Raw genomic sequence first — 24942 nt, 5'->3', positions numbered from 1 at the left:
TTTTTCGCCGACGATGTGGAGGAGACCACCATGTCGAACACGGGGACGATTTCGGAGCCCGACGTAGCGGTCGCGCTCGAGGACGTCCGGAAAACCTATCAGCTCGGCGAGCCCGTCCACGCGCTCGACGGCGTCTCGCTCGAGATTCCCCGCGGATCCTACACCGCGATCATGGGCCCGAGCGGCTCGGGCAAGTCGACGCTGATGAACCTCGTCGGCTGTCTCGATACGCCGACGGCGGGGGCGGTCGTCGTCGACGGCAGGGACGTGCGCGACCTCTCCGGCCGCGAGCGAACCCGGTTGCGCGGCAGCGAGGTCGGCTTCGTCTTCCAGACGTTCAACCTCATGCCGCGGCTGAACGCCCTCGAGAACGTCGCGCTTCCACAACTATTTCAGGGGATCTCTCGAGGCGATCGGCGCGACCGGGCGCGCGAACTCTTAGAGCGCGTCGGACTGGGAGACCGGATCGACCACCTGCCGAACGAGCTTTCGGGCGGCCAGCGCCAGCGGGTCGCGCTCGCTCGAGCGCTGGTGAACGACCCGGCGATCGTCCTCGCGGACGAGCCGTCGGGGAATCTCGACACCGAGACCGAGTCGCAGGTGCTCGACCTCTTCGCGGCGTTTCACGGCGGCGGAACGACCATGATCGTCGTGACCCACGAGCGCCACGTCGCAGAGCGCGCCGAGCGAATCGTCCACCTGCTCGACGGCGAGATCGAGCGAATCGAGGAGCTCGACGGGGTCGAGGAGAGATGAAGGTCCTCGAGACGCTGCGGCTCTCATGGCGCTCGATCGCCGGCCACAAACTTCGATCTGGACTGACGATGCTCGGAATCGTCATCGGCATCGCGGCGGTGATCGCGTTCGTCACGCTCGGCGCGAGCCTGCAGGCGGGTATCATCGGCGACATCAGCCCCGACGACCAGCGGTCCCTCTACGGCTGGGCGGCAGATCCCGACGTCGAGGCCGGACCGGGTGCCGGCGGACAGCCGATCTTCAGCCAGAGCGACCTCGAGGCCGTCGGCGAACTCGAGGAGGTCGAGGCGGCCTACGGCTACGCGCCGTTACAGGCGCAGACGGTCTCCAGCGGAAACGAGACGGTCCCACAGGGCGACGGGGTGGTCGCGTCCGGGCCGTCGTATATCGGGGACGACAATCTCGAAGAGGGCGAACGGTTCGAGATGGGGGAGACCCAAGCGGTGCTCAACCCCGCTGCAGCCGGCCAGTTCGAAGATGAGGTGGCGGTCGGCGACACCGTCACGCTCACCCTGCTCGGCGGTCAGGAGATCGAAACCGAGGTCGTCGGAATCACCGAGACGTCGGAGGGGTTGAGTCCGTTCGAAGGCTTCGAGAGCGCGCCGCGAATCTACGTTCCGACCGACCCCTACTACACGGAGCAGATTGCGGGACTGGGCGCCGGAACCAGTCAGGGAGACGGAGCCAGCCAGAACGGCGGGGCGAATCAGAGCGGCGGGACGAATCAAAGCGGCGAAACGGGAGCGAACGACAGCGGACAGCCGACGAACGCGAGCGGCGGTGGACAGCTAGTTACTACGAGCAACGCGGAACGGTACGGAGCCGCGAGTCACACTGACACTGGCGGCCTGCAAACCCGCACGCTCTCGATACAGGACGGGGCAGACGGCGACTCGAGCGCCGAAAACGTCCGGTTCACCGCCATCGTGGTCGAGGCCGAGTCGAGCGACGACGCGGCCATCGAGGCCGCTCGAGACGCCGCCACGAACTACCTCGAGAGCGACGAGTCCGACGCGAGCGAGTTCCTGGGAGACGATCTCGTCGTCTCGCTCGAGACGAGTACTGAGCTCCTCCAGCAGGTACAGGACATCCTGAACCTGCTCCAGAGCTTCATCGTCGGCATCGCGGCGATCTCGCTGCTCGTCGGCTCGATCGGAATCGCGAACATCATGCTGGTGTCGGTCACCGAGCGCACGCGCGAAATCGGCATCATGAAAGCCGTCGGTGCGCAGAACCGCGACGTGCTCGGCCTCTTCCTGATGGAGTCGGTGATCCTCGGCCTCGTCGGCGCGGTGCTCGGGACCGCACTCGGGTTCGCGACGGGCTATCTCGGCGCGTGGTACATCGACCTCCCGCTGGTCTACCCGCTCGAGTACGTCGCGCTCGCCATCGTCGTCGGCGTTCTGGTCGGCATCGTCTCCGGCCTGTATCCCGCCTGGCGGGCCGCGCGGACGGATCCGATCGACGCGCTCCGGTACAAGTAGGCGGTCGGCGATCGAGGCGGTCGGTGATCGAGACGGCCCGGCGATCGGCCGGTGATCTATCGCGAATCGTCGGCATCTCGAGCGTCGCTATCTCGCCCGTCGTCGCGCTCATCGGCGGCCTCGTCTCGAGAGCCGGTCCGGTGTTCCTCGCGGTCGTCGGTGACCGGCGGTCGGTCACGATCCCAATAGGAGTCCGACTGGCGGTCGTCGGCCCGATCGGCGTCGGAGCGGTCGACCCGATCGGCCGTGTCGGAGGGTGATCGTGGGGTCGACGACACGTCGGTCGAATGGGCTGGTCCTCGATCCATTCCGATCGTTTCCCGCGAGGCGGCGTGTTTGTCGGGGTACTCCCGCGCGACGTACGCGCCGAGTAGTCCGCCGAGGATCGAGAGGCCGACGATGGTGACGAACAGCGTCCCCGCGATCAGTCCGAACACCACCAGCCCGAACAGGGCGCCGCTGGCGGGGACGCCGACGAACCCGACGCCGAAGCCGAAGAAAACGAGCAGGAACATCGCTATGCCGGCCATCGGCAAGAACATGATCAGTCCTGCTAGCGTGCCGGCGACGAGTCCGTCCCGGCCGTCGGGTCCCTCGAGGAAGCCGGCCACCGCCCCGCCGATTGCCGGCGATATCGGGAGAAAGGAGAGGACGACGCCGACGACCGCGCCGATGACCGCGTTGACGAGTGTCCGTACGGAAGCCATGCTCGAGTCGCTAGTCGACGGCCACTGAGAAAAAGTCGGTGGGCGACGGCGGGCGAGTCGAGGGAGTGAGGGCGCGGAGATGCCCCACGACGTCGGTACCGGCGCCAAAGCGGTGAACGGATCGATCACGCCGCTTAAGACCACTCAGTGTAACAACCCAGTAATGCACCGACGATCGTTCGTGCGCGCGGCCGGGATGGGGGCCGCCGCTATGGGACTTGCCGGCTGTCTGACGCGCGAAAATGGTGGGGACGGAAACGGAACTGGGGACGAGGACGGACCGCTCGAGATCGCGACCTACACGTCCTTCGTCGAAGGGAACTTCGAAGACGTGACGTCGCCAGCCGAGTGGCTCACGGAGGCGTTCGAGGACAAATATCCCGACGCAGAGATAAAGTGGACGGCCCCCGAAAACGGGATCAATCGCTACATTCGGGACGCCCAGCAGGGAAACGAGATCGGGCCCGACATCTATCTGGGGCTCAACGTCGACGACCTCGTCCGCATCGACGAGACGTTCGACGGGCAGTTGTTCGATCCGATCGATCGGGACGAACTCGAGAACGTCGACCGCGTTCGGGACGACATCGACTTCGGCGACCCGGACGACCGGGTGGTTCCCTACGACACGGGCTACATCAGCCTCGTCTACGACGAGAGCGCAGTCGAGGCGCCCGAAACGCTCGCGGGACTGCTCGAGAGCGAGTACGAAGGCGAGTTCGTCGTCCAGAATGCACAGCGCTCCGATCCGGGGCGGGCCTTCCTGCTCTGGACGATCGACGAGTACGGCGAGGACGGCTACCTCGAGTACTGGGAGGACCTGCAGGCAAACGACACCTTGATCGGCGATAGCTGGACCGACACGTACTACGGTCCCTACGACAACGAAGAGCGGTCGGTCATCGTCTCCTACTCGACCGATCAAGTCTTTTACGCGGGCGGCGACCTCACGCGCCATCAAGTCGCGTTTCTCGACGGCAAGGGGTACGAAAACCACGAGGGGATGGCCGTCTTCGCCGACAGCGGAAAGGCCGATCTGGCCCACGAGTTCATAGACTTCGCGCTCACGAGCGAGGCCCAGGCGGCGATCGCCGAGAAGAACGTCCAGTTCCCGGCGGTCGCGGACGAACACGTCGATCTGGGCGAGGACTTCTACGAACACGCCCTCGAGCCCGACGAATCGGTCACGTTCACCTACGACGAACTCGAGGGGAACCTCTCTGACTGGGTCGACGAGTGGGGACGGACGATCGCCCAGTAACACCGTGACACGGAGCGACGATGCCGACGACGACCGGACCTGGTTCGAACGCCGCTCGATTCGACGAGGCAGTCCGGATCTTTGGGCGGTGGACGGCAGGAATTGGCTCGAGCGCCACGCCCTGGGGCTGGCCGCCGCGCTGACTGCCGGCTTGCTCGTCGTCATGCTGTACTTTCCAATCGGCGTCGTCTTCGCGAACGCGGCGTTCGTCGAGGGGGTGCCGACCCTCGAGCCGCTGCGCGACGTCCTGACCGATCCGTTCTACGTCGGGTCGCTGGCTGCGGTCTTCGAGAACCCGCTGGCGATCGGGAGCCACCTCGGGGCGCTCGCCGACTGGGTCGGCTCGAGTTCGGTCTCGCCGACGGTCGCGACGCCGGTTCCGGGCATCGATCTCCCGCTGCCCTGGCTGTCGATTCAGACGCCGGGCATTCGGGGTGGACTCTTCGGATTTACCGCCTATCAGGCGACGCTCTCGACGGTCGTGAGCGTCGCGCTCGCGCTGCCGGCGGCGGCTATCCTCGCGAACTACGAGTTTCGCGGCCGGCGGACGATCCGGTCGCTGACGATCCTCCCGTTCGTCCTCCCCGGAATCATGGTCGCGGTCGGGTTCTACGCCATGTTCGGGCAGGCAGGGACGCTCAACTCCCTGCTCGGACTGGTCGGTCTCGGGCCTGTTTCGTTCATGCAGTTCAGTCCGCTCGCGATCGTTATCCTCGCCCACGCGTTCTACAACGCGCCGCTGATCGCCAGGATCACCGTCGCCGCCTGGGAGTCGGTCGACGCGCGGACGGTCGATACGGCCCGCAGCCTCGGTGCGAGCCAGCGGCGCGCCTTTCGAGACGTCGTCGTTCCGCAACTGCTCCCGGCGGTGTTGACCGGCGCGCTGTTGACGTTCATCTTCACGTTCATGACCTTCCCCATCGTCCTCGCGCTGGGCGGCCTCGAGCTGGCGACCGTCGAAGTCTGGATCTACGACCGGATGCGCCAGCTCGAGTACGCCGAGGCCGCGACGCTGGCGCTGCTCGAGACGGTCCTCTCGCTCGCGCTCACCTACGTCTACCTCCGGTACGAGTCCGCCCAGACCGGACTCGCTCGAGTCGACGCGAGGACCGCTCGAGAGCCGCTATTTCCCGAGGTTCGAACCGCGCTGTCGCCACGACGGCTCGCGATCGTCGGCTACGGCGTCCTCGCGCTCGTCGTCTTCGTCGGGCCGATGGCGAGTCTCGTCGTCGGGAGCGTTACCGACGCCGGTGGGTTCACCCTCGGGCACTTCTCGTTCCTGCTCGAGCGACAGCTAGACGGGGCGGCGTTCCAGACGCGGCCGTTTCCGGCGATTCGAAACTCGCTGCTTTTCGGCGTCGGGACGCTGGCGCTCGCCGTGCCGATGGGCGTCGTCGTGAGCGTGCTAACGACTCGAGCGGGGCGGAGCGGAACGATCGTCGAAACCCTCGCGATGGTGCCCCTGGCCGTCAGCGGCGTCGTCGTCGGAATCGGGCTCCTCCAGGGCCTCGTCTTCGGAATCGAGCTCCCCTACGGCTGGCAGTTCGAAGTGACGGGGCCAGTCGCGATCGTCGTCGCCCACGCGGTCGCCGCCTACCCGTTCGTGACGCGGAACGTCTCCCCGCTGCTGTCGAACCTCGACCCGAAGGTCGTCGAGTCGGCCCGCGCGCTCGGCGCCTCGAGAATCCGCGCCGTACTCGACATCGAAGTGCCGCTGATCGCGAGCGGGATCGTCGCCGGCGCGGCGTTCGCCTTTGCCATCTCGATCGGCGAGTTCTCTTCGACGGTGATTTTGGCGGGCGGAACCGACGCCTATACCATGCCAGTCGCACTCGAGCGGTATCTTGGGCGGCGGTCCGGCCCCGCCATCGCGATGGGGACGATCCTGCTTTTCGTCACCGCCTCGAGTTTCGTCGTCATCGACCGCGTCGGCGGGAGGTTCGAACGGTGACCGAACTCCGCCTCGAGTCCGTCTCGAAGCGATACGGCTCGAGCGAGGACGGGACCGCGGCGCTCGAGTCGGTCGACCTCCGCGTTCGGGACGGGGAGTTCTTCACCCTCGTCGGCCCCTCCGGCTGCGGAAAGACGACGACGCTCCGGACCATCGCGGGCTTCGAGGAGCCGACGACGGGAACGGTTTCGTTCGACGGCGCGCCCGCGACTGGAACCAAGCCCGAAAACCGCGATGTCGGCGTCGTCTTCCAGAACTACGCGCTCTTCTCGCACATGACCGTCGCCGAAAACGTCGGCTACGGCCTGCAGTTTCTCGAGTCGGAGGAGAGTCCATCGAGCGAACAGCGCATCGAGGAGTTGCTCGAACTGGTCAATCTCGAGGGAATGGGCGATCGGGAGCCGGAACAGCTCTCCGGCGGTCAGCAACAGCGCGTCGCGCTCGCTCGCGCACTCGCCCCCGAGCCCAGCGTGCTCCTGCTCGACGAACCGATGAGCGCGCTCGACGCCCGCCTTCGGGAATCGCTCCGTCGACAGCTCAAGCGAATCCAGGAGCGACTCGAGATCACGACCGTCTACGTGACACACGATCAGGAAGAGGCGCTCGCCGTCTCCGACCGCGTCGCCGTGATGAACGACGGCGCGGTCGAACAGGTCGGGCCGCCGGAGACGGTCTATCGCGACCCGGCGAGCCGGTTCGTCGCCGAGTTCGTCGGCGACAACAACGTCTTCGAAGCCAGGGTGCTCGAGTCGAACGCCGAGGAGACGCGGGTGGAAATCGCCGACCGAACGTTTCGAATGTCGGCGCTCGAGGGCGAACGTAACCTCGAGCGGTCGGGCGAACGCGGCCTCGAGCGAACGGACGAACGCGGCCCCGAGCGATCGGGCGACCCCTGCCAGCCGTCCGTCGGCGATCGCGTGACGATCTGTATTCGACCGGAACACCTCTCGCGGACGGCGTCGACCAACCGGTTCCCGGTGACCGTCGAAACCAGCGAATTCCTCGGCCCGGTCGTTCGCGTTCACGGCCGGTGGAACGGGATGCCGGTCGTTCTGCTGCTCGAGGAGGCGCCCGCCGAGGAACTGACCGTCGGGTTCGCTCCCGAAGACGCCCGACTCGTCGAACGGTCGCCGTAGCGAACGTCCAGTGCGAACATATTCGGTTCAATTCTTTGCTGCTGAGAACCGAACCCATTACTCAAGAGAGTAACCGATTCAGTTTCTTTCACACAGCGAAAACCCGACCCCGTCTCCCGGCCGCTTGCGCGACTCAACACGGCGGTTCCGAAGACGCGTTCGGACGACACCTGAGACGGCCACCACAGATCGATTCCCGCAGATCCGCCGCTCGTCACGGGACTCTTTCACCAGTTTCGCTCTGGACCCGGCGGCCACATCACTCGACGACTCGAGACATGGACGAATACACGGCAATCATCACGGTCGCGAACACCGCGACGCTGCTCACCGGCGGTGCCGTGGCGGCGCTCGCCCTTCGCGCGTACAGACGGACCGGCGCACCGGCGCTTCGAGCCGTTACGATCGGCTTTTGTTGCATTATCATCGGCTCGATCCTCGGCGGACTCATCCACTCGCTCGAGGGGAACGTCGCCCTGGGCGTCGCCGTCCAGAACTCGTTTACGGCGTTTGGCTTCGCCGTCCTCCTGTACTCGTTGTACGCGGAGATGAGCGATTCGGCGTCCGGATCGACGACGATAATCCGGTAGCCACCGTTCGTCGGTATGTCCTCTGGTGGACCGGAGTGTCGGTCGGTACGGTAATTATTTGACACGTGAGATAGATATCGTCGATCATGCGCCCTCCACGCGTGGTCCTCGGTATCGCCGTGGTCCTCCTCTTCACGGTCGCGTTCGTCCCGATCGGTTCGCCAGCGCCGCCGCCGGAAGGCGTCTGCGGGATCTGTGGGGACGACTTCGAGTGGGCAGCCGAGCAAAACGGCGTCAACACGAGTGTCGGTGAAAGTGACCTCGAGATCCGAGTCGACGCCGACGGAAACAGTGAGTGGCGCGCCACCGCCACCCTGAACCGAACCGCTGCGGCCCAGTTCGAGGAGAACCGGACGGCCCTCGAGCGCGCCGTCACTCGGACGTATTCCCACTCCGGGATCGTCGGGGACGAGGTCGAAAACCTCTCGACGACGCTCGAGGACCGCACCCTCACGGTCGCGTTCGCCGTCGATGATTCCACCCACCAGTACCCCGGCGGCGTGATCGTGTTCGACGAGTTCACCCAGTCCCCGCCGACGACCGACGTGTACGTCAACGCGGACACGTTCACGATCACGGGCCCGTCCGGAACCACGGTTACGCACGCGCCGCCCGGCGGGACGATCGCGGAGAATCGAGCGACCTGGACGTCCGAGAGCGATCAGGAGTACGAGGGCCCCGAACTCGGTCGAGAGCCGACCGTCGCGTTCGCCCCCGACGACGGCCTCGTCTCGAAGGCGGCCACGAGCGGCGCGCTCGAGGTCCACTCGTTCGGACTGATCGAGTCGGAACTGCGGGAGTTCGCGCAGCTTCCGACGGGACTCCTCGGCCTCGCCGCGGCCGGATTGCTTCTGGTCGGCAACCGGCTCCCACGATCGCTTGCTCGAGGGCGAACGACGACGCGATGGGTGGGTGTCGGGACCGGCCTCTACGTTGCATTCACCGGTCTCACAGGCGTCATCGCCGGCGATTTCTGGACCGTGCTCGCAACCGTCGGAATCACTCTCGCACCGCAGACGTTCCTGACGGCCGTCACCGCGCTGCTTGCGGATTTCGTGGGCGCGAACACCGACAGGAACGTCTCGAGAATCGCCGCGGTCGCAGTCGTCGCGTGGACGGGTGCACTTATTGTCGGTGCGCCACTGAGCGCGAAGCTCGTGTTCTTCGCCGGTCCGCTGATCTTCCTGCCGTTCGGCGTGCTCTCCGGCGCGAAACATCCTGCTCGCTTCCTGTTCCCATTCGTCGCCGCGCTGGGGCCGATAGTGGCAGGATTGGCGCTCGTCCCGCAGATCGGGATCGCGATTATCTCCTCGACGATGTTCGCGGGAATATTCCTCATAACGGCACTGCTCGGCGTTCCGCTGTTCACAATCGGACATCGGTTCGGGAGAACCGCCACGACCGAAACGGAACGGACGGACACTCCGGCAGGGACAGCGAGCTAATGCGATAGCGTTCTCGAGGTCCGGCTTGGCCGAATGCGGTGCTTACCGATCGAACGCCTACTGCTCGAGGCGCGACCGAAACCGGTCGAGACCGAACTCGAGCATGTCGGGGCTCACCGACTGGAACTCCGCGTCTGCGGCGAGATAGGGACGGACCGAATCCCAGCTGTCGCGGGCGTAGCGCTCGTCGAGCAGGACGCGAACGCCGACGTCCTCGGGACTTCGAACGACCCGACCGATCGCCTGCCGGGCTTTCCGCACGGCGGGGACGGTCAGCGCGTACTCGAACCCGTCGCCGAACTCGTCGTCGTAAGCGCGGCGAACGGCCTTCGTCCGGGGGCTCGAGGTGTTGACGATGGGGACGCCACAGACGACCGCGGCTGACAGTCGGTCGCCGCGGTAGTCGACGCCCTCGGTGAGCGTTCCCCGCAGGCTCGTCACCAGCACCTTCCCGTCGCCCGCGAAGAACTCGTCTTTCAGCGACTGCGTGGTGTCGTCGCTGCTCGAGGCGTCGAGCAGGACGGGCTTGTCGATTCGGTCCTCGAGCGCCCCCGCCGCCCACTCGGCCTCGGCGTAACTCGGCATCCCGACGAGGACGTTCCCCGGCAGTTCGGCGACGCGCTCGAGCGCGTCGACGTAGCTTCTGCGCGTCGGGTTCTCCTCGCCGGGTCGACCCCTGTTCTCGTAGGTGAACTTCGGCGCGGCGACCGCGAAGCTCTCGCGGTTTTCCGCCGGGAAATGCAAGCCGTACTGGCGCGTCGCCACCGGGCGGTCCTCCTCGCGTTCGAGGTACTGGAGGCCCGTCACCTCCGTAAACGCGTCCATCGGCTCGAGGGTCGCGCTCATGAGGACGCCGCCGCCGAACGATGAGAGCTGCGAGCCGATGGCGTCGCTCGGGACGCAATTGTGCAGGGCGAGCCGGGCGGTGTAGGCCCGCCGCCAGGAATCCTGGGGCTCCATCTCGTTCCACGTCCGCTCGAGTTCGATTTCCCTGAAGTACTCGGTGTGGCCGCGACGGTACCACTCGCCGAGGAGGCGGCCGGCGGCGGGCATCGAACGGGTGCGCTCCTCGTCTTCCGCGCTGTTCAAGATCCGTTCGACGACCGCGCCGACCGCCTCCGCGCGAACCCACACCGCGTCGCTGTAGCCCGCCCGAGACGCCCACTCGCTCAGTTCGTCCTCTGACGGCGTGGCGGGGTCTCGAAGCGGGATTTCGTCGTCCTCGAGTTGCGTTAGATCCGCCTTCCAGTTCCCGTACTCTCTGTCGAGGTGAGCCTCGACGCGACGGTCGAGTTCGCCCCGCAGATCCTGAACGAACTCGAGGGTCCGCTCGAGTTCCTCGTAGGAGACATCGCTGTCGGCGAGTTCGCCGCGCACGAGGTCGGCGTCCGCCGTCTTGGACCCGCCCTCCGCCCGCCTCCCCTGTCGTTCCTGGCGAACCGGCTGGATCACGCGCGAGAGTTCCGTCTCCGCGTCTCGCAGCGTCCGGTCGGCGACCCCGTCGCTCACGAGGTTGCGAACGCGGGGCTCTAACATATGCGCTTCGTCGCAGACGACGAACGTCGAGTCGTCGAGCAGCGCACCGGTAAACGACGAGGTGGTCGTCGGGTCGAACGCGTGGTAGTAGTTCCCGATGACGACCTCGACGTGGCCGAGCACGGCACCCATCACCGAGTGCGGACAGGTTCCGCGACTGGCCGAGAGCCCGACTAAATCCTCAGGCGTCACGAGTCCGGTTTCGGTGAAATCGAATGGGACCGCCTCGGCGGCGTCACCGTCGCTGCCGTCCTCTGGAAGATCCTCGAGGTACTGGGCGTAGAACGGGCAGTACTCGACTTCGCTCCCGGCCGGGCCGCCGTCGTCGTACTCGGGCATGTCCGGCGGGTACGGCGTCGCTTCACCGGCGGTCTCGAGGAAGTTCGCCGATCCGCCGCGAGACCCGCTGTCGGCGAGTCCGATCTGTTGACTCCGTGCGCGCGAGGCGAGGGCCCCGGCCGTCGTGGACCCGCCCTCGCCGGTCAGCGCTCGCGTTCGGTCCCGGAGCGACTCACAGCGGTCGTAGACGTTTCCGTCGTCGATACCTCCCTTTCCCTCACGGTTGTACGGACAGACGTCGGCCTTCCCGACGAGGGTGAGTCCGGAGACCGGATCCCAGTCGCTGGGCAAGTTCTCGTTTATCGTCTCGAGGTCCTCCTCGAACTGGTGGAGCTGTTGTTTGACGCTCGTGAGGACGAACACGCGCTCGTAGTCGCTGTCGGGGTCGCGGACCAGATCGATCCCCGCCGTGAGCGCGATCATCGTCTTGCCGGTGCCACAGGCCCCCTCGATCACGGTGTAGCCACCGTCTCGAGCGGTTTCGATGGCGGACTCGATGCCGTCGACCTGCTCGTCGTAGGGGGTCGGGTGACCGAACACCGAGCGCCAGTTCGTCATGGTGTCCGTATTCATCGTCGGTCGTCCATATCGTTGACGGACCTCGATAGGCGCGGCTTCCGGTATAAACACTCGCCCGCTGAACGATACAGAAACCCCCTGTAGTGAGAGTCAACGAGCCGAGAAATCGGAGGGTGATACTGCCAGCGTGGGGCTTACACGTCTCGGACGCCTAGGCATGGTATGAGAGTCCCAAAACAACTGCGAGACGTCGACCGACACGGTGCCACCGTTCGGACCTACGACTACGACGACAGCGCGGTAATCGCGGTCGATTTCGGCGTTGGGGCAGGCGACATCACGGTCGACGTGATCGACGACACGGTGATCGTCGTCACCGACGACGAGCAGTTCGAGTTCGAACTGCCGGCCGACGCGAGCGACATCTCGGTGAAAAACGGTATCCTCACGATCGCCGAGTAGCGATCGATTCGTCGGTCGCTTTCGAACCGCATCCGACTTCGAAACCACAACCCACTCGAGTCCGCGGCCGGTACGATTCCTATGAGCAATTCGTTCGACGTCGACACGTGGCGAGCGGAACTCGAGGACAAACGCGACGAGAAAGACGAGTTCTTCGCCGAGCATCCCCAGTCGCCAATCCCGCCGGAAGAGCGCGAGGCGTTCTCCGGGCTCGAGTACTTCGATCCGGACGCCGATTATCGAGTTCACGCGACCGTGTCGGTCCACGACGATCCCGACCCGGTGACGATGGACACGACGACGGGGAGAGAGGTCAGATACCTCCGAGTCGCAACGCTCTCGTTCGACCTCGAGCGAGACGACCCGGAGCTGTCCGACGGGAGCTACGAACTGGCGGCCTACCAGATGGAGCGGCCCGAAGAAGAGCCGCTTTTTATCCCGTTTCGAGACAAGACGACTGGCCAGCAGACGTACGAGGGGGGACGGTACATGGAACTGTCGCCGGATCGCGACCTCGAGGACGGCGAGGATGTCGTCCTCGATCTGAACCTGGCGTACACGCCGTTTTGTGCCTACAGCGAGACGTTCGACTGTCCGCTCCCGCCCGAGGAGAACTGGCTCGAGGTGACGATTCCGGCGGGCGAGCGATTCGAGGAGTGACCAATCACACGTTGGGAATAGAGGATCGTTTCACGCTGGAAAAGGGGACCATTTCGACTCGAGCGACCGCATCCCGAAAGGATAGCGTTCGATCGTTTGCTCCCGATTTGTGCGGGCTGACACGATCTCGAGTGGAAATAGAGGGGTTCGAGACGTTCAGAGTGCGACGCCGACGGTGAGGAGGGTGCCGTACTCTCGATAGCGTTCGACCATCGCGTCTCGAGTGTCCCAGTCGTCGATCGGGAACTCGGCTTCGGCCGGGATCGTGATCTCGCGATCCGGAATGTTGTCCTGGGCCGCGACCGACAGACCCGCCGCTCGGAAGGCGTCCCGATACTGCTCGCGGGACCAGCGAGTCATCTCGACGGAGATGAACTCCTGCCACTCGTGGGAGTGGACGTTCTCCTCGTAGTAGTTGACGGCGCAGTAGAAGGTCCCGCCGGGCGCGAGTACGCGGGCGATTTCCTCGAGGGCCTCGTGGGGGTCCGCCGCGTAGTAAAACGCTTCCATCGACCAGACGTGATCGATCGAGTCCGTCTCGAACGGCAGCGAGCCGAAGTCGCCGACGACGAACCCGACCTGCGGGTCGGACGTATAGGCTCCAGCGTTCGACGCCATTTCCGGGGAGCCGTCCAGTCCGTAGACCCGACCCGCGTCGTTGGTGTCTCGAATCGCGCGACCGGCATATCCACTGCCACAGCCGAGATCGAGGACGGTGTCGCCGGGCTCGACCGGCATCCTGGCGAGCGCGTGCTTTGCGGTGTGCCAGTGGCGATCCTCCATTCCCTTGTCGCGGCCGTCCGTGGCCCACTCGTCGAACTCCTCGCGAACACTCATGGGTGACGATACGGCGCGAATGACAAAACGCGTTCGCATCGCTGGACTCGCGTTCGCATCACTGGACTGCAAGCCACACTGGATTGCAAGCCGCGACGGCGACGGACGGCCTCACGAACCAATGTGAGAACGGGATCGGTGACCGAAAAGCAGCTGTGTCCGTCGCCGCGAAAACAGTGATACAGTCGACCGACAGATACTTTAGGCTCGCCTAAAAAATAGAGTGTAGAGAGGTCCCGGCTGGGACGCGTCCCTGGGCATCGGACGGAGACCAGCCGTAAGCTGTCCCACCTCTCGCCCTTTTCCCATAGCACTCACAGACTTACAGCCTGCGCAGTCTACACATTCAAAGCTTACTACAGACTCACAGCCCGCGAAGTTACGCATTCACAGTTTACAGCCGCGCAACCGAAGCATTCACAGACCTGCTGTCTGTGGAGTCTCAACGCTCGCAACCCTACCACGTTCGATACATCCGCACGCTTAAGTCGATCCCGGAAGTTGATACCCTCAATATGGAGTATACTCTCGACATCGATGAGACACCGCCGACGGTCCCGGGCGGTACCGGCGTACTACTTCTTCATCCGAGCACGGGCGAAACCGACCGAATCGATACCGATTTTTTCAAGACGGACACCGACAAGTTTCTGGTCGTCTCGACTCGAACGACCGCCCGCGAGGTCCGACAGAAACTCGAGTACTACGACGTCGACGAGGAATCCGCGGAGATACTCGACACGCTGAGTATCGAACGAGGGCACTCCCGCCGCTCGAGCGATACGGTCCACTACGTCAGCGCACCGGACGACATCGACGGCATCCTCGAGCACATCGAAGGCTTCCTCGACGCACACGAGGGGAAACTCCGCGTCAGCATCGACTCGGTCACGGAACTCGCCTACTACGCCGACGACGAGGCGGCGCTCGATGCCGTCGATTCGATTCTCGAACTGCTCGCGGAGTACGACGCGATCGGGCTCTTTCACCTCTCCGAGGAGGTCCACGACGACGAAATCGTCGACGCGTTTCGCGACCGCTTCGACGGCGTGATCGACCTCGACGCGGACGGAACCGTCGCTGCGGAGTTCTAACGCCGTCGGAATCACCAGTGGACGAGTTCGAACTCGCCGGGATTGGCGCTGCAAAGTTCTAACGCCGTCGGAAAACGGTGAACGTTACGACTCGTCCTCGAGCGCGTCGAAGGTCTTTTTGGCCCACTGGATCCCGTACTCGGGGCCGTGATCTCGGTAGGCCTGCGTATCGAGCGCGCCGAACGGCGCCGGTAACTCGATCGCGTGTTTGATCGCGGCACACGCTAGCTCCGTCGCATCGGCGAAGTCCGTCTCCCCGCGAGCGACCGCACGCGGAAGTTCGCCGACGCGTTCTTCGAGACTCGAGCCCGCGTCCTGCCACGCGCTGGCGAGTTCGGGATGGTCCGCGTGCCAGTCGGCGAACTCCGCTCGCGTCTGGAGACCCGTCCAGGCGTCGAACAACGCCGCCGCGATCTGATAGGTCGAGTTCGGTCCACGCGGGGTCACGCTCGAGAGGTCGGCGTACTGTGCTTCGAAGAACCCGATGAAGTGTTCCGGAACGTCGAGTGAGAGCTCGACGAACGCCTCAGCGAGCAAGAAGTCGATGAATTCGTCCGGAGAGCCCTCGACTCGAGGTTTGACGAGAACGACCGGGGGATCGGTCTGTCGCGTCCAGACGACGCTTCCATCGCCCGGCATGCCGATCGTAAAGTCGGACCCGACGTACCGAGAGAGCAGTTCGGGCGCATCGTCGGGAAGCCACGACTGCGGATACGTCGCCGGGTCGAGCGACTCGACGACGAGTCCGAGTTCTTCAGCCTGTGCCGGCGGGAGCGTCTCGAAATCCTGTTCGCAGTCGAAAACCAGAGTCGTCGGTGCGTACTCCGCTCGAGCGGCTCGCACCGGACTCGACAGGTCACGCTCCTCGAACATCAGATGAAGACTGTCTGGAAGACGAGCAGGATCGACAGCAACGCCGATGCGGCGACCGTCGTGAGAACGATCTTGGTTGCAGTACTCATACCGAATTCGTCTCGGTCACGTCGCTTAAATCCATCTTTCTCCGCTGCACTGGGGGAGCGATCGATCGTCGCTCTCGAGTCGAACAGGTACCTATAGCGGTCGGTCACCTGTGTAGAGTTGGTCACCGGTGTAGAGTCAGTCACCAGTGTAGAGTCTGTCATGGTGATAGGGGTCGGTGATCGGTAAAAGAGCACGGACAATCCACGAATCTGTCCGAGTCCGAGTATACCCCTTCGTTTCGAGTGGAGTGGGCTCCGGCGGCGCGTTACACCCTACTCGTCGGAAGCGTCCCGTCAGGAGTTACTCATCTGTACCGTCCCGCCAAGAGTCGGGAACGTCGATGACGTACCGACCGTCTTCCTGCAACGAGATGATGTACTCCTCGCGGTTGTACAGTTCCATCAGATTGAGCTCGTACTGGCCGGGTTTGAGAATTTTGATGCTTTCGAACTGCTCGTTGAGTTCCGCTCTGAGCTCCTCGAGCGACGGCTGGTCTCCGGTCGGTTCGCTCACGACTCGGCCGTGGTCCGGCGCGGTCGCCTCCTCGATCTCGTCGCTCGAGTCCGGAAGTTCGTCGGAACCGACGACGTCGCTTCGTGCGCTGGCCTGAGCGATATCTTCGTTCTCGACCGGATCGGCGTCGGCTCGCTCGGACTCCGCCTCCGTCCGTGTCGTCGACGAGGTGGTGTCGTCCCGCGTCGCGGCGGTTCCACCCTGTGACGTGGCAGTTCCACTCTGTGACGTGGCGATATCGTCCCGTGAGGCTGCTTTCGATGTATCCTGGGGCGGCGCCGTCGAACCCTCTTCGACGGCCGCCGTCGAGTTCTGTTGGGAACCCATCGACGAACTCTGTTGGGAACCCGCCGTCGAACTCGTTTTGGAGGAGGTCGTTTCACTCCCGGGCGAAGTTGCCCTCGAACTGGCCTCGGAGGACGTCGTTTCACCATCGTCGGCGACGGCTGTCGAGCGATCTTCGGGCGGTCTGGCAGAATCGGGCCACTCGGGGAACTCGCCACTCGAGGATGGGATGTCGTCGCTCTCGCTGGCTGTCGTCCAGCCAGAAGCCGTATTTTGAATCGGCTCGTCCGTACTCGCGTTTTTGGTCGTCTCGCTCGTACTAGTGATGGCCTCGTCCGTTTTCTCGGCCTGGTCGGTTTTCTCGTTCTGAGACGGTTCGTCCGAGCGGTGCGTCCGAGCTACGTCTGCAGCATCTGATTTCGAACTGACTTCGGCCTCGGTCGTTGACTGCTCAGCCACGCCAGATTCAGCGGTCTCACCGGACTGTGGGTTCGGATTCTCCGCGTTCGGAGTGTCCGACCTGCTCGAGACGAAATCACGAACCGATTCAGCCGCTCGAGCAGCGACGCTGTCGGCCGACTCGCCGGTCGGTCGCTCGGGTGGTGTCCTCGAGTCGTCCGGAGCGGTGCTCGCAGACTCCCCCTGTGAGCTACCCGCAGGATCCCCGGTACCCGTCGAGGCGGGTGCAAACTGGAACTTGTTGCCGCCACAGTCGGGACAGCCCGAGAGCATCTCTTTGGAGCCGTCGGGAAACGTTCGACCGCAGTTCGTACACTGGTGGGGCATTAGTTACGGCTGACGAGCGCGCTGATGAGCGTTTCGTCCTTGTGAAGGGTTTCGATCTGGTTCGCCGGTCCGATGACGGTGAGTTTGTTCGTCGATTCGTTGTTCCCCATGATCCGACCGAGGATCGACGAGTTGCCGGTGCTGGATTTCGGATAGGTTTCGATCTCGATGCCGTTGAACTCGTCGGGACTGATTTCGGCCATCGTCACCTCGATGAGCCGACTCTCTTCGTCGGGCGAGAGCCCCTCCTCGAGGATGACGATGTTGCCGTCGTGGACGCCGTCGAGAATCATCCGGATCTTCTCCATGCTGGCCATCCCCTCCATCCGTTCGCCGCTGATGAGGTCGATCTGGACGCCGTCGGGACGTTCCGGGCCATCGCCGTCGTCTGCGTTCGTTGCTTTGGGCATCTCAGATCACCCGAAGTACTCCGCGATGTTCTCGTACACTTCGTCCATGTTGTCGCCTTCTTTGGCCGACAACGGGACGGTCTTGTGCTGTGGGAACGCGTCCTCGATGCGTTTGACACTCGAGTCGTCGAGGTCGATCTTGTTCGCGAAGATGAGAACCGGCAGCTCTCGCGACTCGATGATTCCGATCAACATCGTATTGACCTGCGTGATCGGATCTTCCGCGCTATCGAGAACGTAAATGACGCCATCGACGTCCTCGCGAAGCCAGTGCATGGCCTCTGCGACGCCTTCGGTCGCCTCCCGAGAGCGACGGATCGCGTCGTCTTCTTCCATCTCTCCGGTGAACTCCTCGTAGTCCACTTTCGTCGTGACACCGGGCGTATCGACGATATCGATCGTCACGGATTTGCCGTTGCGCTCGATTTCGACTCCTTCCTTTCTTCGTGCGCGGCGCGTTTCGTGTGGAATGTGACTCTCCGTCCCGATCGCGTCACCTGTCCAGTCTCGAGCAATGCGGTTCGCTAACGTCGTCTTCCCGGCGTTCGGCGGCCCGTAGATTCCAATCCGTTTTGGCTCCTGTTCGGAAAACAACCGATCCGTAACGCGAGAGATACTATCTTTAAGTCCTTTTAACAGTCCCATCCTAGGGGGCCTCCAGCACCATAGTGGCGCATCTGCGCGTACTACGGAACTGAACTCACTTAAGCCTACGTCAGACGTATTGAGCATCCAACAGCAATGAGACTGTCGTAGCCGAGACAGTAGTACTAAGAAACGATTCGGATATGGCTGGAGCGATCCGACACAAAAGACTAAACGGAGATAATTGGGAGAGCTGGAAATTGAGAGTAACGGGAGAACGTGAGAGGCTACGTCCAGAGAACACAAGCTGAGTGCACTCGAAATTCGCGAAACGGCCTCTCAAACAGCAGATGTGAATAGATCCTCAAATAGTGGGTGCGGATAGCCTTTCGAACTGTGAATTCGGATAGCCTGTCGAGTTCGAAGTGTTCGAGACTGATCCACTGGAAAGAGAGGTGTGAGAATAGAGTCTCCGAGAGAGATAGCAGCTGCTCGAGTCCGAAGATGGTACCAGTATTCCCAAAACGAGGAGTAGTGTGGTCGACTGGACGTCCCACGTGGGCTCGGACAGCCCGGGAGAGTGTGGGTACTAGAACCATACTAGTATAAGCGGCTGATCCCCCACCCCTTCGTTTCGACTGGAGATCGCGAATCAGGGAGGGTGGCGGATCGGTGGAAAACGGGATGATCCGAGTGCAAACTCGAGCGAGAGACGGAGAAATAGCCGAGAGAAGAGTTCTAAGTAGGATTTGGAGGGGATTCGTGGGGAAAGAGGGCCGTTCGAAAAACGAAAGCGGAGATCCGGCCGTTCTAGTAACTGAGTTGCTATAGAGTCCGCTTTCTAGTAAACACTAGCGTTGATTAATCTAACTCTAGTAAATTACTAGTTTTGCTAGTTCTGCGGATACTGTTTCTGTGTTACCAACTTGAATCTTCCCATATTCAATCCCCCCTCCCACCCACCCCCTCTCGGAACCGTTTCCACCTGAAACGAAGGGGTGGGGGGTTTCCGCACAGTCCAATGTGCTATGTTTTCTCGCGTGCTATGTTCTCTCACTATTTATCCAATCCATTCGAAACCGTTCGAGATCTCCGAACGGACAAACTCCCAACAGTTCTTGGAGACCGAAGGGAAGAATTTAATAGCTAGGTGTTCCTCTGGTTCGTTTGCATCAACTGGACTCCGATCGCGAACTCGTACGCTCGAATGGCTTCTTTCAGGCTCGTACGGGCCACAATAGATCGCGCTCGAGTCACGTTCCACTTGAAATGACGGGGTGTACGAACGAGGAATGTCTGACGACGACCTAGATATGACGGATTCGGACCGCAACGTCGAGCTCGGAGGCCCGGACGGGTTCTCTACCGAGCTGAAAGGATCCAATCTCGGCGATGACGAGCCGAACCAGGGTCTGTTCGACGATCTGTTGAGCGGCGAACCTATCTTCGAGAACAAGGAAGTCCTCAGACCGTCGTACACGCCACACGAGCTTCCCCATCGCAGCGATCAGATCAACAAGATGGCGACTATTCTCGTCGCTGCGCTACGTGGGGAAACCCCGTCGAACATTCTGATCTACGGCAAGACGGGAACGGGAAAGACCGCGAGCGCGAAGTTCGTGAGCAAGGAACTCGAGAGCACGTCCTCGAAGTACAGCGTTCCCTGCGACGTCGAGTATATCAACTGCGAAGTGACCGACACTCAGTATCGAGTCCTCGCACAACTCGCGAACAAGTTCATCGAAGAGAACGAAAAGCGAATCGAGACGCGACTCGACGAGCTCCGATCACTCGTCGATTCGGTCGAGGAGTTCGATCGAGATCACGATACAGACGCGGGAGACGAGCAGTCCTCCGGCGACACCTCGAGTCCACAGCATCAGACGGAACTCGACCCAACCGCTGGATCGAACACGACCACCGAAGCGGAGGAAGAAACGACTAGCGGATCGGCGACGAATTCACACGCAGCTGATTCGACCGCGGTCGATGACGGCGCTTCGAACGCGATCGACGGCGACGCCTCGAACGCCTCCGACGCTCGTGGTTCGATCGACTCCGATACTGCTCCGTCGGGAACTCGAGAACCAACGACCGACTCGCCGGACCGAGACGACACAGTCGAATCAGCGGATGCGGCGACAGAACAGACCAGTATATCCGCGGTGGATAGCACGAATTCGGAGAAATCGCCTGATCCGGCGAGTGCAACGACCTCGCAAGAAGAAACGAGCCACCAAAACTCTTCTCCGCGCGCACACGCGAGCACAGAAGTCGATCGGACTTCTGGTACCACGGATCCGGCTTCGTCCGCCGATCCGTCTTCGTCCGCTGGTGACCACGGTTCTGCTGACTCTAACGTCGACTTCACGTCGGGCGATTCTCCAGTCGAAACGGAGGGGTTCGAGTCCAGTGGCGACGGGTCGTCGACCGGCTCTATCGAGCATCCGCTCGAGGCGACGCCGTTCGACTCGCTCGAGGACATCGAGGATCGAATGGAGGAACTCGAGGAAGACAAGGAATCCTTCGAGGAGGTACCGATGACCGGCTGGCCGACCGACCGCGTTTACAGCGTCTTTTTCGACGCGGTCGATTACTCCGAACGGGTCGTGGTCATCATGCTCGACGAGATCGATAAACTCGTCGAGAAAAGCGGCGACGACACGCTCTATAACCTCTCGCGGATGAATTCGGAACTCGATAACTCTCGAGTCTCGATCATCGGCATCTCGAACGACCTGAAGTTCACCGACTTTCTCGACCCGCGCGTGAAGTCGAGTCTCGGCGAAGAGGAGATCGTCTTCCCGCCCTACGACGCGAACCAGTTGCGCGATATCCTCCAGCACCGCTCGGAGGTCGCGTTCAAAGGCGGAGCGCTCTCGGGCGACGTCATCCCGCTGTGTGCGGCCTTCGCCGCACAGGAACACGGCGACGCGCGGCGCGCACTGGATCTCCTTCGGACGGCGGGCGAACTCGCCGAGCGGTCCCAGTCAGAGACCATCGTCGAGGAACACGTCCGGCAGGCCCAGGACAAGATCGAACTCGATCGGGTCGTCGAGGTCGTTCGGACCCTCCCCACCCAGAGCAAACTCGTCCTCTTCTCGATCATCTCGCTCGAGAAACACGGCGTCCAGAGCATCAACACGGGAGAAGTGTTCAACATTTACAAGCGCCTCTGTGAGGAGATCGACGCGGACGTCCTCACCCAGCGGCGCGTGACGGACCTCATCAGCGAACTCGACATGCTCGGGATCGTCAACGCGGTCGTCGTCTCGAAGGGACGCTACGGCCGAACCAAGGAGATCAGCCTCTCGGTTCCACTCGAAGAGACGGAGGCCGTCTTACTGAGCGACTCGCGTCTGAGCGACATCGACGACATCCAGCCATTCGTGCAGGCCCGATTCGAGAACTAGCTCCCTGAAGTTTCCTCGCGATCGCTCCTCGAGTCCGGACGTTTGCTCTCGATCACTCCTCGAGACCCTCGTTTCTCCGCAGAAAGCCGTCGTGATTCAGTTTCGATCGGACCAGCGTTTTCCCGCCACGGTCACGGCACCGGCGACGCTGCCGGCACCGGCCGAAATGCCGGCGACCGCCTGCGGGGCGACGGTCCCGCCGACCGCACCGAACAGGTACTTATCGAACAGCAGGCGGATGTTTCCGAGCCACGGGATTCGGAACGACGCCTTGCCGGTGATCCACTCGGGTTTGACGATTTCGTCGGAGCTCGCACCGAGACCGGTCTGCTGGTCGTAGCCGCTGTTGTGGTCTCCTTTCGTGATGAACCCGGCGTGGTCCGCGGGGCACGATTCGACCTCGCTACAGGTCGTATCCTCGCCGATGATCGCCGGATCCGCCTGTTCGACCCAGTTGTCTCCCTCCTCGACCCAGAAGTGGGCTCTGTGTATCACCGGCGTGGCTCTCTCGTTCCCGCCCGGCTGAAACACGACGACATCGCCGGCCTTTCCGAACTTGTCGTAGCCGCTTTCTTGCCCGTTCTCGAGCGTGACGACGCCGGTTCCGTCGACCGGGTTCTCGCCAACGAACCGATCCTCGCCGACGACGAAGATCAGGTCTCCCTCCTGCATATTCGGATGCATGCTCCCGCTCTCGACGGCGACCAGTGGAGGCCAGATGCCGCTGACGGCGAACAGCACGAGGCCGATCGCTGCGACGATCGCGACGCTCGTCAGGACGTCTCTGACCATCATGACTGTCCCGTCGTCCGTCTTCAAGAACCACCGGAAGAGACCGTCGTCCTCGATCGTTACTCCATCCGCCGATTCGCCTCGAGCGTTCTCTGACCCACTCGAAGCGCTCGAGCCACCCCTCGAGACCGTGCGGTCGTCCGAACCGTCGAATCCGTCGGCAGTCGCTCGACGAGATTCCAGGTCGTCTCGTTCGGGTTCGCCACCGCGATTGCCGGCGGCATCGCTGCCGTGCTCAAGCCCATCGCCGCTGGATTCGGAACCGTCGCCGCCGTGTTCGAAGCCGTCGCCGCCGTGTTCGAAGCCATCGCCGCCACTCTCGAAGTCGTGGGTGTCGTTCTCGAGTTCGTCGCTGGCGTGTGCGGACTCGTCGGCACCGTTTCCGGGGTCGTCAGCGCCGCTTTCGAGGTCGTCAGCACCGTTCCCATGATCCTCGATGCCGTTTTCAGATTCGCCCCTGTTTTTCGGTTCGCGATAGTCGTCTGACTCGGACGACGAACCAGTTCGGTCTCGGTCGTCGTAGCCGTCGTTGCCGTCGCCATCGCCCATTGAATCTCATTTTGCGAGGACCGTGTATCAACTTTCCCCCTCGGGTCAGACAGGGCCGGCCGACGGGCAGTTGGAGACCGCCGATCCGTCATCCTTTTCTCGCCACTCGCGAATGCGAATCGTGTGCCACTCGAGGGTCCGGCCCGGATCGTCAGCGAGTTGACCACCCGCGGGTACAACGCAGAGCGCGAGGCCGTGACCCTCATCGCCGCCGCGGAGCGACCACAGCCGACCCTCGAGCGGGTCGTCGACGCGCTCCCCGAGGGGACGCTTGTCGTGCGCTCGGAGCACGTTCGATCGGTTCTCGAGGAGTCCGAATCGGCTTCCGGCGAATCGTCGTCACGCTCGAGCGACTCCCCGCCAGCGTCGAGCGATTCACCGGCGTCCCCGAGCGACTCGATCGGACACGATCGTTCGAGCGGTGCAAACGATCCCACGGACGCGCCGCTGGACGACCCCTCTGTTTCAACTGGAGATTCATCCCGGACGTCGTCCAGTTCGAAGACCGATTCTCCAGTCGAAACGATGGGGTCTACCGATCGTTTCGATCGAGCTGGCGACGCCTCGAGTCGGTCGCTCGAGATCGCGAACGACATGACCGGCGAGAGCACGGGGACGGGCGAGTACAAGGATTTCGTCGCCGTCTTTCGCGACCGACTCGAGCGGTTGGGGTCGAAACTCCGCGGTCGGTTCAACCACCGTCCGGCCTCCGCTATCCAGAGCATGCCGGGCGGGAGCGAGGCGGCGATGGTCGGACTCGTCAACGACATCCGCTCGACCGCGAGCGGGCACTGGCTGATCGAACTCGAGGACGCGACCGGGACGTTCCCGTGGCTCGTGATGAAAGACAGGGAGTACGCCGGCCTCGTCGAGGAGTTGCTCTGCGACGAGGTGCTGGCGATGGAGGGGACGCTGGCGGACGATTCGGGCATCGCATTCGTCGATTCGATGTCGTTTCCGGACGTGCCGCGGACGTACGAGCCGTCGACCGCGAATCGCCACGTCCAGGCTGCGCTCATCAGCGACGTTCACGTGGGCAGCCAGGAGTTCATGGCGGACGCCTGGAATCGGTTCGCCGACTGGCTGCATACGGCGGAAGCCCAGCACGTCGAGTATCTGTTGCTCGCCGGCGACATGGTCGAGGGCGTCGGCGTCTATCCGGATCAGGACGAGGAACTCGACATCGTCGACATCTACGACCAGTACGAGGCGTTCAACGAGCACCTCAAGCGAGTGCCAGGTGATCTGGATATCGTCATGATTCCGGGCAACCACGACGCGGTCAGACTCGCGGAACCCCAACCTGGATTCGACGAACGGTTGCGAAACATCATGTCCGCACACGACCCGCAGATCGTGAGCAACCCCTCGACGGTCACTCTCGAGGGGGTCTCGGTCCTGATGTACCACGGGGTCAGTCTCGACGAAGTGATCGCTGAACTGCCCGAGGAGAAGGCCAATTACGACGAGCCGCACAAAGCGATGTACCAGCTCCTCAAAAAGCGCCACGTCGCTCCCCAGTTCGGCGGCCACACGAGGCTCGCTCCCGAGAAGGAAGATTACCTGATCATCGAAGACGTCCCCGACATTTTCCACACCGGCCACGTCCACAAACTCGGCTTCGGCAAGTACCACAACGTGCTTGCGATCAACTCCGGGTGTTGGCAGGCCCAGACGGAGTTCCAGAAGAGCGTCAACATCGATCCCGACGCCGGCTACGCGCCCATCGTCGACCTCGACACGCTCGACGTGACCGTCCAGAAGTTTAGCTAAGAAGCGACCCCGAGATGCGGAACGACGCTATTCGCCCTCGAGTCGAAACCGAGGCCTGACTCTACCACCATTCGACTCGAAACCGAGTCCCGATTC

The 24942-nt window shown here is 63.1% G+C and carries 20 protein-coding genes; 12 read left to right on the top strand and 8 right to left on the bottom strand.

What is annotated here, in order from left to right; genetic code table 11:
• The first annotated feature begins 30 nt into the window (after positions 1-30).
• A complete protein-coding gene (locus BM348_RS00920) occupies positions 31-756 on the top strand; it encodes an ABC transporter ATP-binding protein (protein ID WP_092903516.1) in 726 nt (241 codons plus the stop codon).
• Positions 753-2240, top strand: a complete 1488-nt coding sequence (locus tag BM348_RS00915) for an ABC transporter permease (protein WP_092900694.1) — start codon at positions 753-755, stop codon at positions 2238-2240. The genes BM348_RS00920 and BM348_RS00915 overlap by 4 nt, the downstream gene beginning before the upstream one ends.
• A gap of 56 nt (positions 2241-2296) precedes the next feature.
• On the opposite strand, the gene BM348_RS00910 is transcribed toward BM348_RS00915, so the two are convergent.
• Complete coding sequence (locus BM348_RS00910) at positions 2297-2947, bottom strand: DUF5518 domain-containing protein (protein ID WP_175507072.1); 651 nt, start codon at positions 2945-2947, stop codon at positions 2297-2299.
• A 163-nt stretch (positions 2948-3110) separates the two neighbouring features.
• Here BM348_RS00910 and BM348_RS00905 point away from each other — a divergent pair, with 163 nt between their 5' ends.
• The 5 genes from BM348_RS00905 to BM348_RS00885 all read left to right on the top strand — a co-directional run bounded on the left by BM348_RS00905 (position 3111) and on the right by BM348_RS00885 (position 9330).
• Positions 3111-4208 (top strand): thiamine ABC transporter substrate-binding protein, encoded by a 1098-nt coding sequence (locus BM348_RS00905; protein ID WP_092903514.1) that lies wholly within the window; start codon positions 3111-3113, stop codon positions 4206-4208.
• A 58-nt stretch (positions 4209-4266) separates the two neighbouring features.
• Positions 4267-6159, top strand: a complete 1893-nt coding sequence (locus tag BM348_RS00900; protein WP_245779411.1) for an ABC transporter permease — start codon at positions 4267-4269, stop codon at positions 6157-6159.
• On the top strand, positions 6156-7295 hold the full coding sequence (locus tag BM348_RS00895) for an ABC transporter ATP-binding protein (RefSeq protein WP_092900691.1): 1140 nt from the start codon (positions 6156-6158) through the stop codon (positions 7293-7295). The genes BM348_RS00900 and BM348_RS00895 overlap by 4 nt, the downstream gene beginning before the upstream one ends.
• 278 nt (positions 7296-7573) lie before the next feature.
• Complete coding sequence (locus tag BM348_RS00890) at positions 7574-7885, top strand: DUF7521 family protein (RefSeq protein ID WP_092900688.1); 312 nt, start codon at positions 7574-7576, stop codon at positions 7883-7885.
• Between the two features lie 86 nt (positions 7886-7971).
• Positions 7972-9330: a hypothetical protein gene (locus BM348_RS00885; RefSeq protein ID WP_139231122.1), complete on the top strand. Its 1359-nt coding sequence runs from the start codon at positions 7972-7974 to the stop codon at positions 9328-9330.
• Positions 9331-9387: 57 nt separating this feature from the next.
• On the opposite strand, the gene BM348_RS00880 is transcribed toward BM348_RS00885, so the two are convergent.
• Entirely contained in the window at positions 9388-11763 is a 2376-nt protein-coding gene (locus tag BM348_RS00880) for an ATP-dependent DNA helicase (RefSeq protein WP_092903510.1), read from the bottom strand.
• Positions 11764-11946: 183 nt separating this feature from the next.
• On the opposite strand from BM348_RS00880, the gene BM348_RS00875 reads away from it, so the two are divergent.
• Both BM348_RS00875 and BM348_RS00870 read left to right on the top strand, forming a co-directional pair.
• The gene (locus BM348_RS00875) at positions 11947-12186 is read left to right on the top strand and encodes a DUF7127 family protein (RefSeq protein WP_092900681.1); all 240 of its coding nucleotides are present in this window, start codon (positions 11947-11949) and stop codon (positions 12184-12186) included.
• Between the two features lie 81 nt (positions 12187-12267).
• Entirely contained in the window at positions 12268-12846 is a 579-nt protein-coding gene (locus BM348_RS00870; protein WP_092900678.1) for a DUF1684 domain-containing protein, read from the top strand.
• 156 nt (positions 12847-13002) lie between these two features.
• Here the strand turns inward: BM348_RS00870 and BM348_RS00865 are convergent, their stop codons facing one another.
• Complete coding sequence (locus BM348_RS00865; RefSeq protein ID WP_092900675.1) at positions 13003-13683, bottom strand: class I SAM-dependent methyltransferase; 681 nt, start codon at positions 13681-13683, stop codon at positions 13003-13005.
• 515 nt (positions 13684-14198) lie between these two features.
• Here BM348_RS00865 and BM348_RS00860 point away from each other — a divergent pair.
• Entirely contained in the window at positions 14199-14777 is a 579-nt protein-coding gene (locus tag BM348_RS00860) for a DUF7090 family protein (RefSeq protein ID WP_092900672.1), read from the top strand.
• An 84-nt stretch (positions 14778-14861) separates the two neighbouring features.
• Here BM348_RS00860 and BM348_RS00855 read toward each other — a convergent pair whose 3' ends face one another.
• The 4 genes from BM348_RS00855 to BM348_RS00835 form a co-directional block, all read right to left on the bottom strand.
• A complete protein-coding gene (locus tag BM348_RS00855) occupies positions 14862-15650 on the bottom strand; it encodes a DUF7089 family protein (RefSeq protein ID WP_092900669.1) in 789 nt (262 codons plus the stop codon).
• 390 nt (positions 15651-16040) lie between these two features.
• Positions 16041-17324, bottom strand: coding sequence for an OapC/ArvC family zinc-ribbon domain-containing protein (locus BM348_RS00845; protein WP_092900663.1), 1284 nt, complete (start codon positions 17322-17324; stop codon positions 16041-16043).
• Positions 17324-17734 carry a DUF2073 domain-containing protein gene (locus tag BM348_RS00840; RefSeq protein WP_092900660.1) on the bottom strand — a complete coding sequence of 137 codons (411 nt, stop codon included), beginning with the start codon at positions 17732-17734 and terminating at the stop codon, positions 17324-17326. Before BM348_RS00840 ends, BM348_RS00845 begins: the two co-directional genes overlap by 1 nt.
• A 6-nt stretch (positions 17735-17740) precedes the next feature.
• Positions 17741-18379, bottom strand: a complete 639-nt coding sequence (locus tag BM348_RS00835) for an Era-like GTP-binding protein (RefSeq protein ID WP_092900657.1) — start codon at positions 18377-18379, stop codon at positions 17741-17743.
• Positions 18380-19611: 1232 nt separating this feature from the next.
• On the opposite strand from BM348_RS00835, the gene BM348_RS21755 reads away from it, so the two are divergent.
• On the top strand, positions 19612-21732 hold the full coding sequence (locus BM348_RS21755; RefSeq protein WP_245779374.1) for an AAA family ATPase: 2121 nt from the start codon (positions 19612-19614) through the stop codon (positions 21730-21732).
• A gap of 96 nt (positions 21733-21828) precedes the next feature.
• Here the strand turns inward: BM348_RS21755 and BM348_RS00820 are convergent, their stop codons facing one another.
• Complete coding sequence (locus BM348_RS00820; RefSeq protein ID WP_449272237.1) at positions 21829-22707, bottom strand: S26 family signal peptidase; 879 nt, start codon at positions 22705-22707, stop codon at positions 21829-21831.
• A gap of 489 nt (positions 22708-23196) precedes the next feature.
• Between BM348_RS00820 and BM348_RS00815 the strand changes: the two genes are divergently transcribed.
• Positions 23197-24846 (top strand): DNA-directed DNA polymerase II small subunit, encoded by a 1650-nt coding sequence (locus BM348_RS00815; RefSeq protein WP_092900651.1) that lies wholly within the window; start codon positions 23197-23199, stop codon positions 24844-24846.
• Positions 24847-24942 lie beyond the last annotated feature (96 nt).

Origin of the sequence: Halostagnicola kamekurae, assembly GCF_900116205.1 — an archaeon.
Classification (GTDB): Archaea; Halobacteriota; Halobacteria; order Halobacteriales; family Natrialbaceae; genus Halostagnicola; species Halostagnicola kamekurae.
Note: the sequence above shows the minus strand (reverse complement) of the source record. Positions and strands in the feature narration are given on the sequence as shown.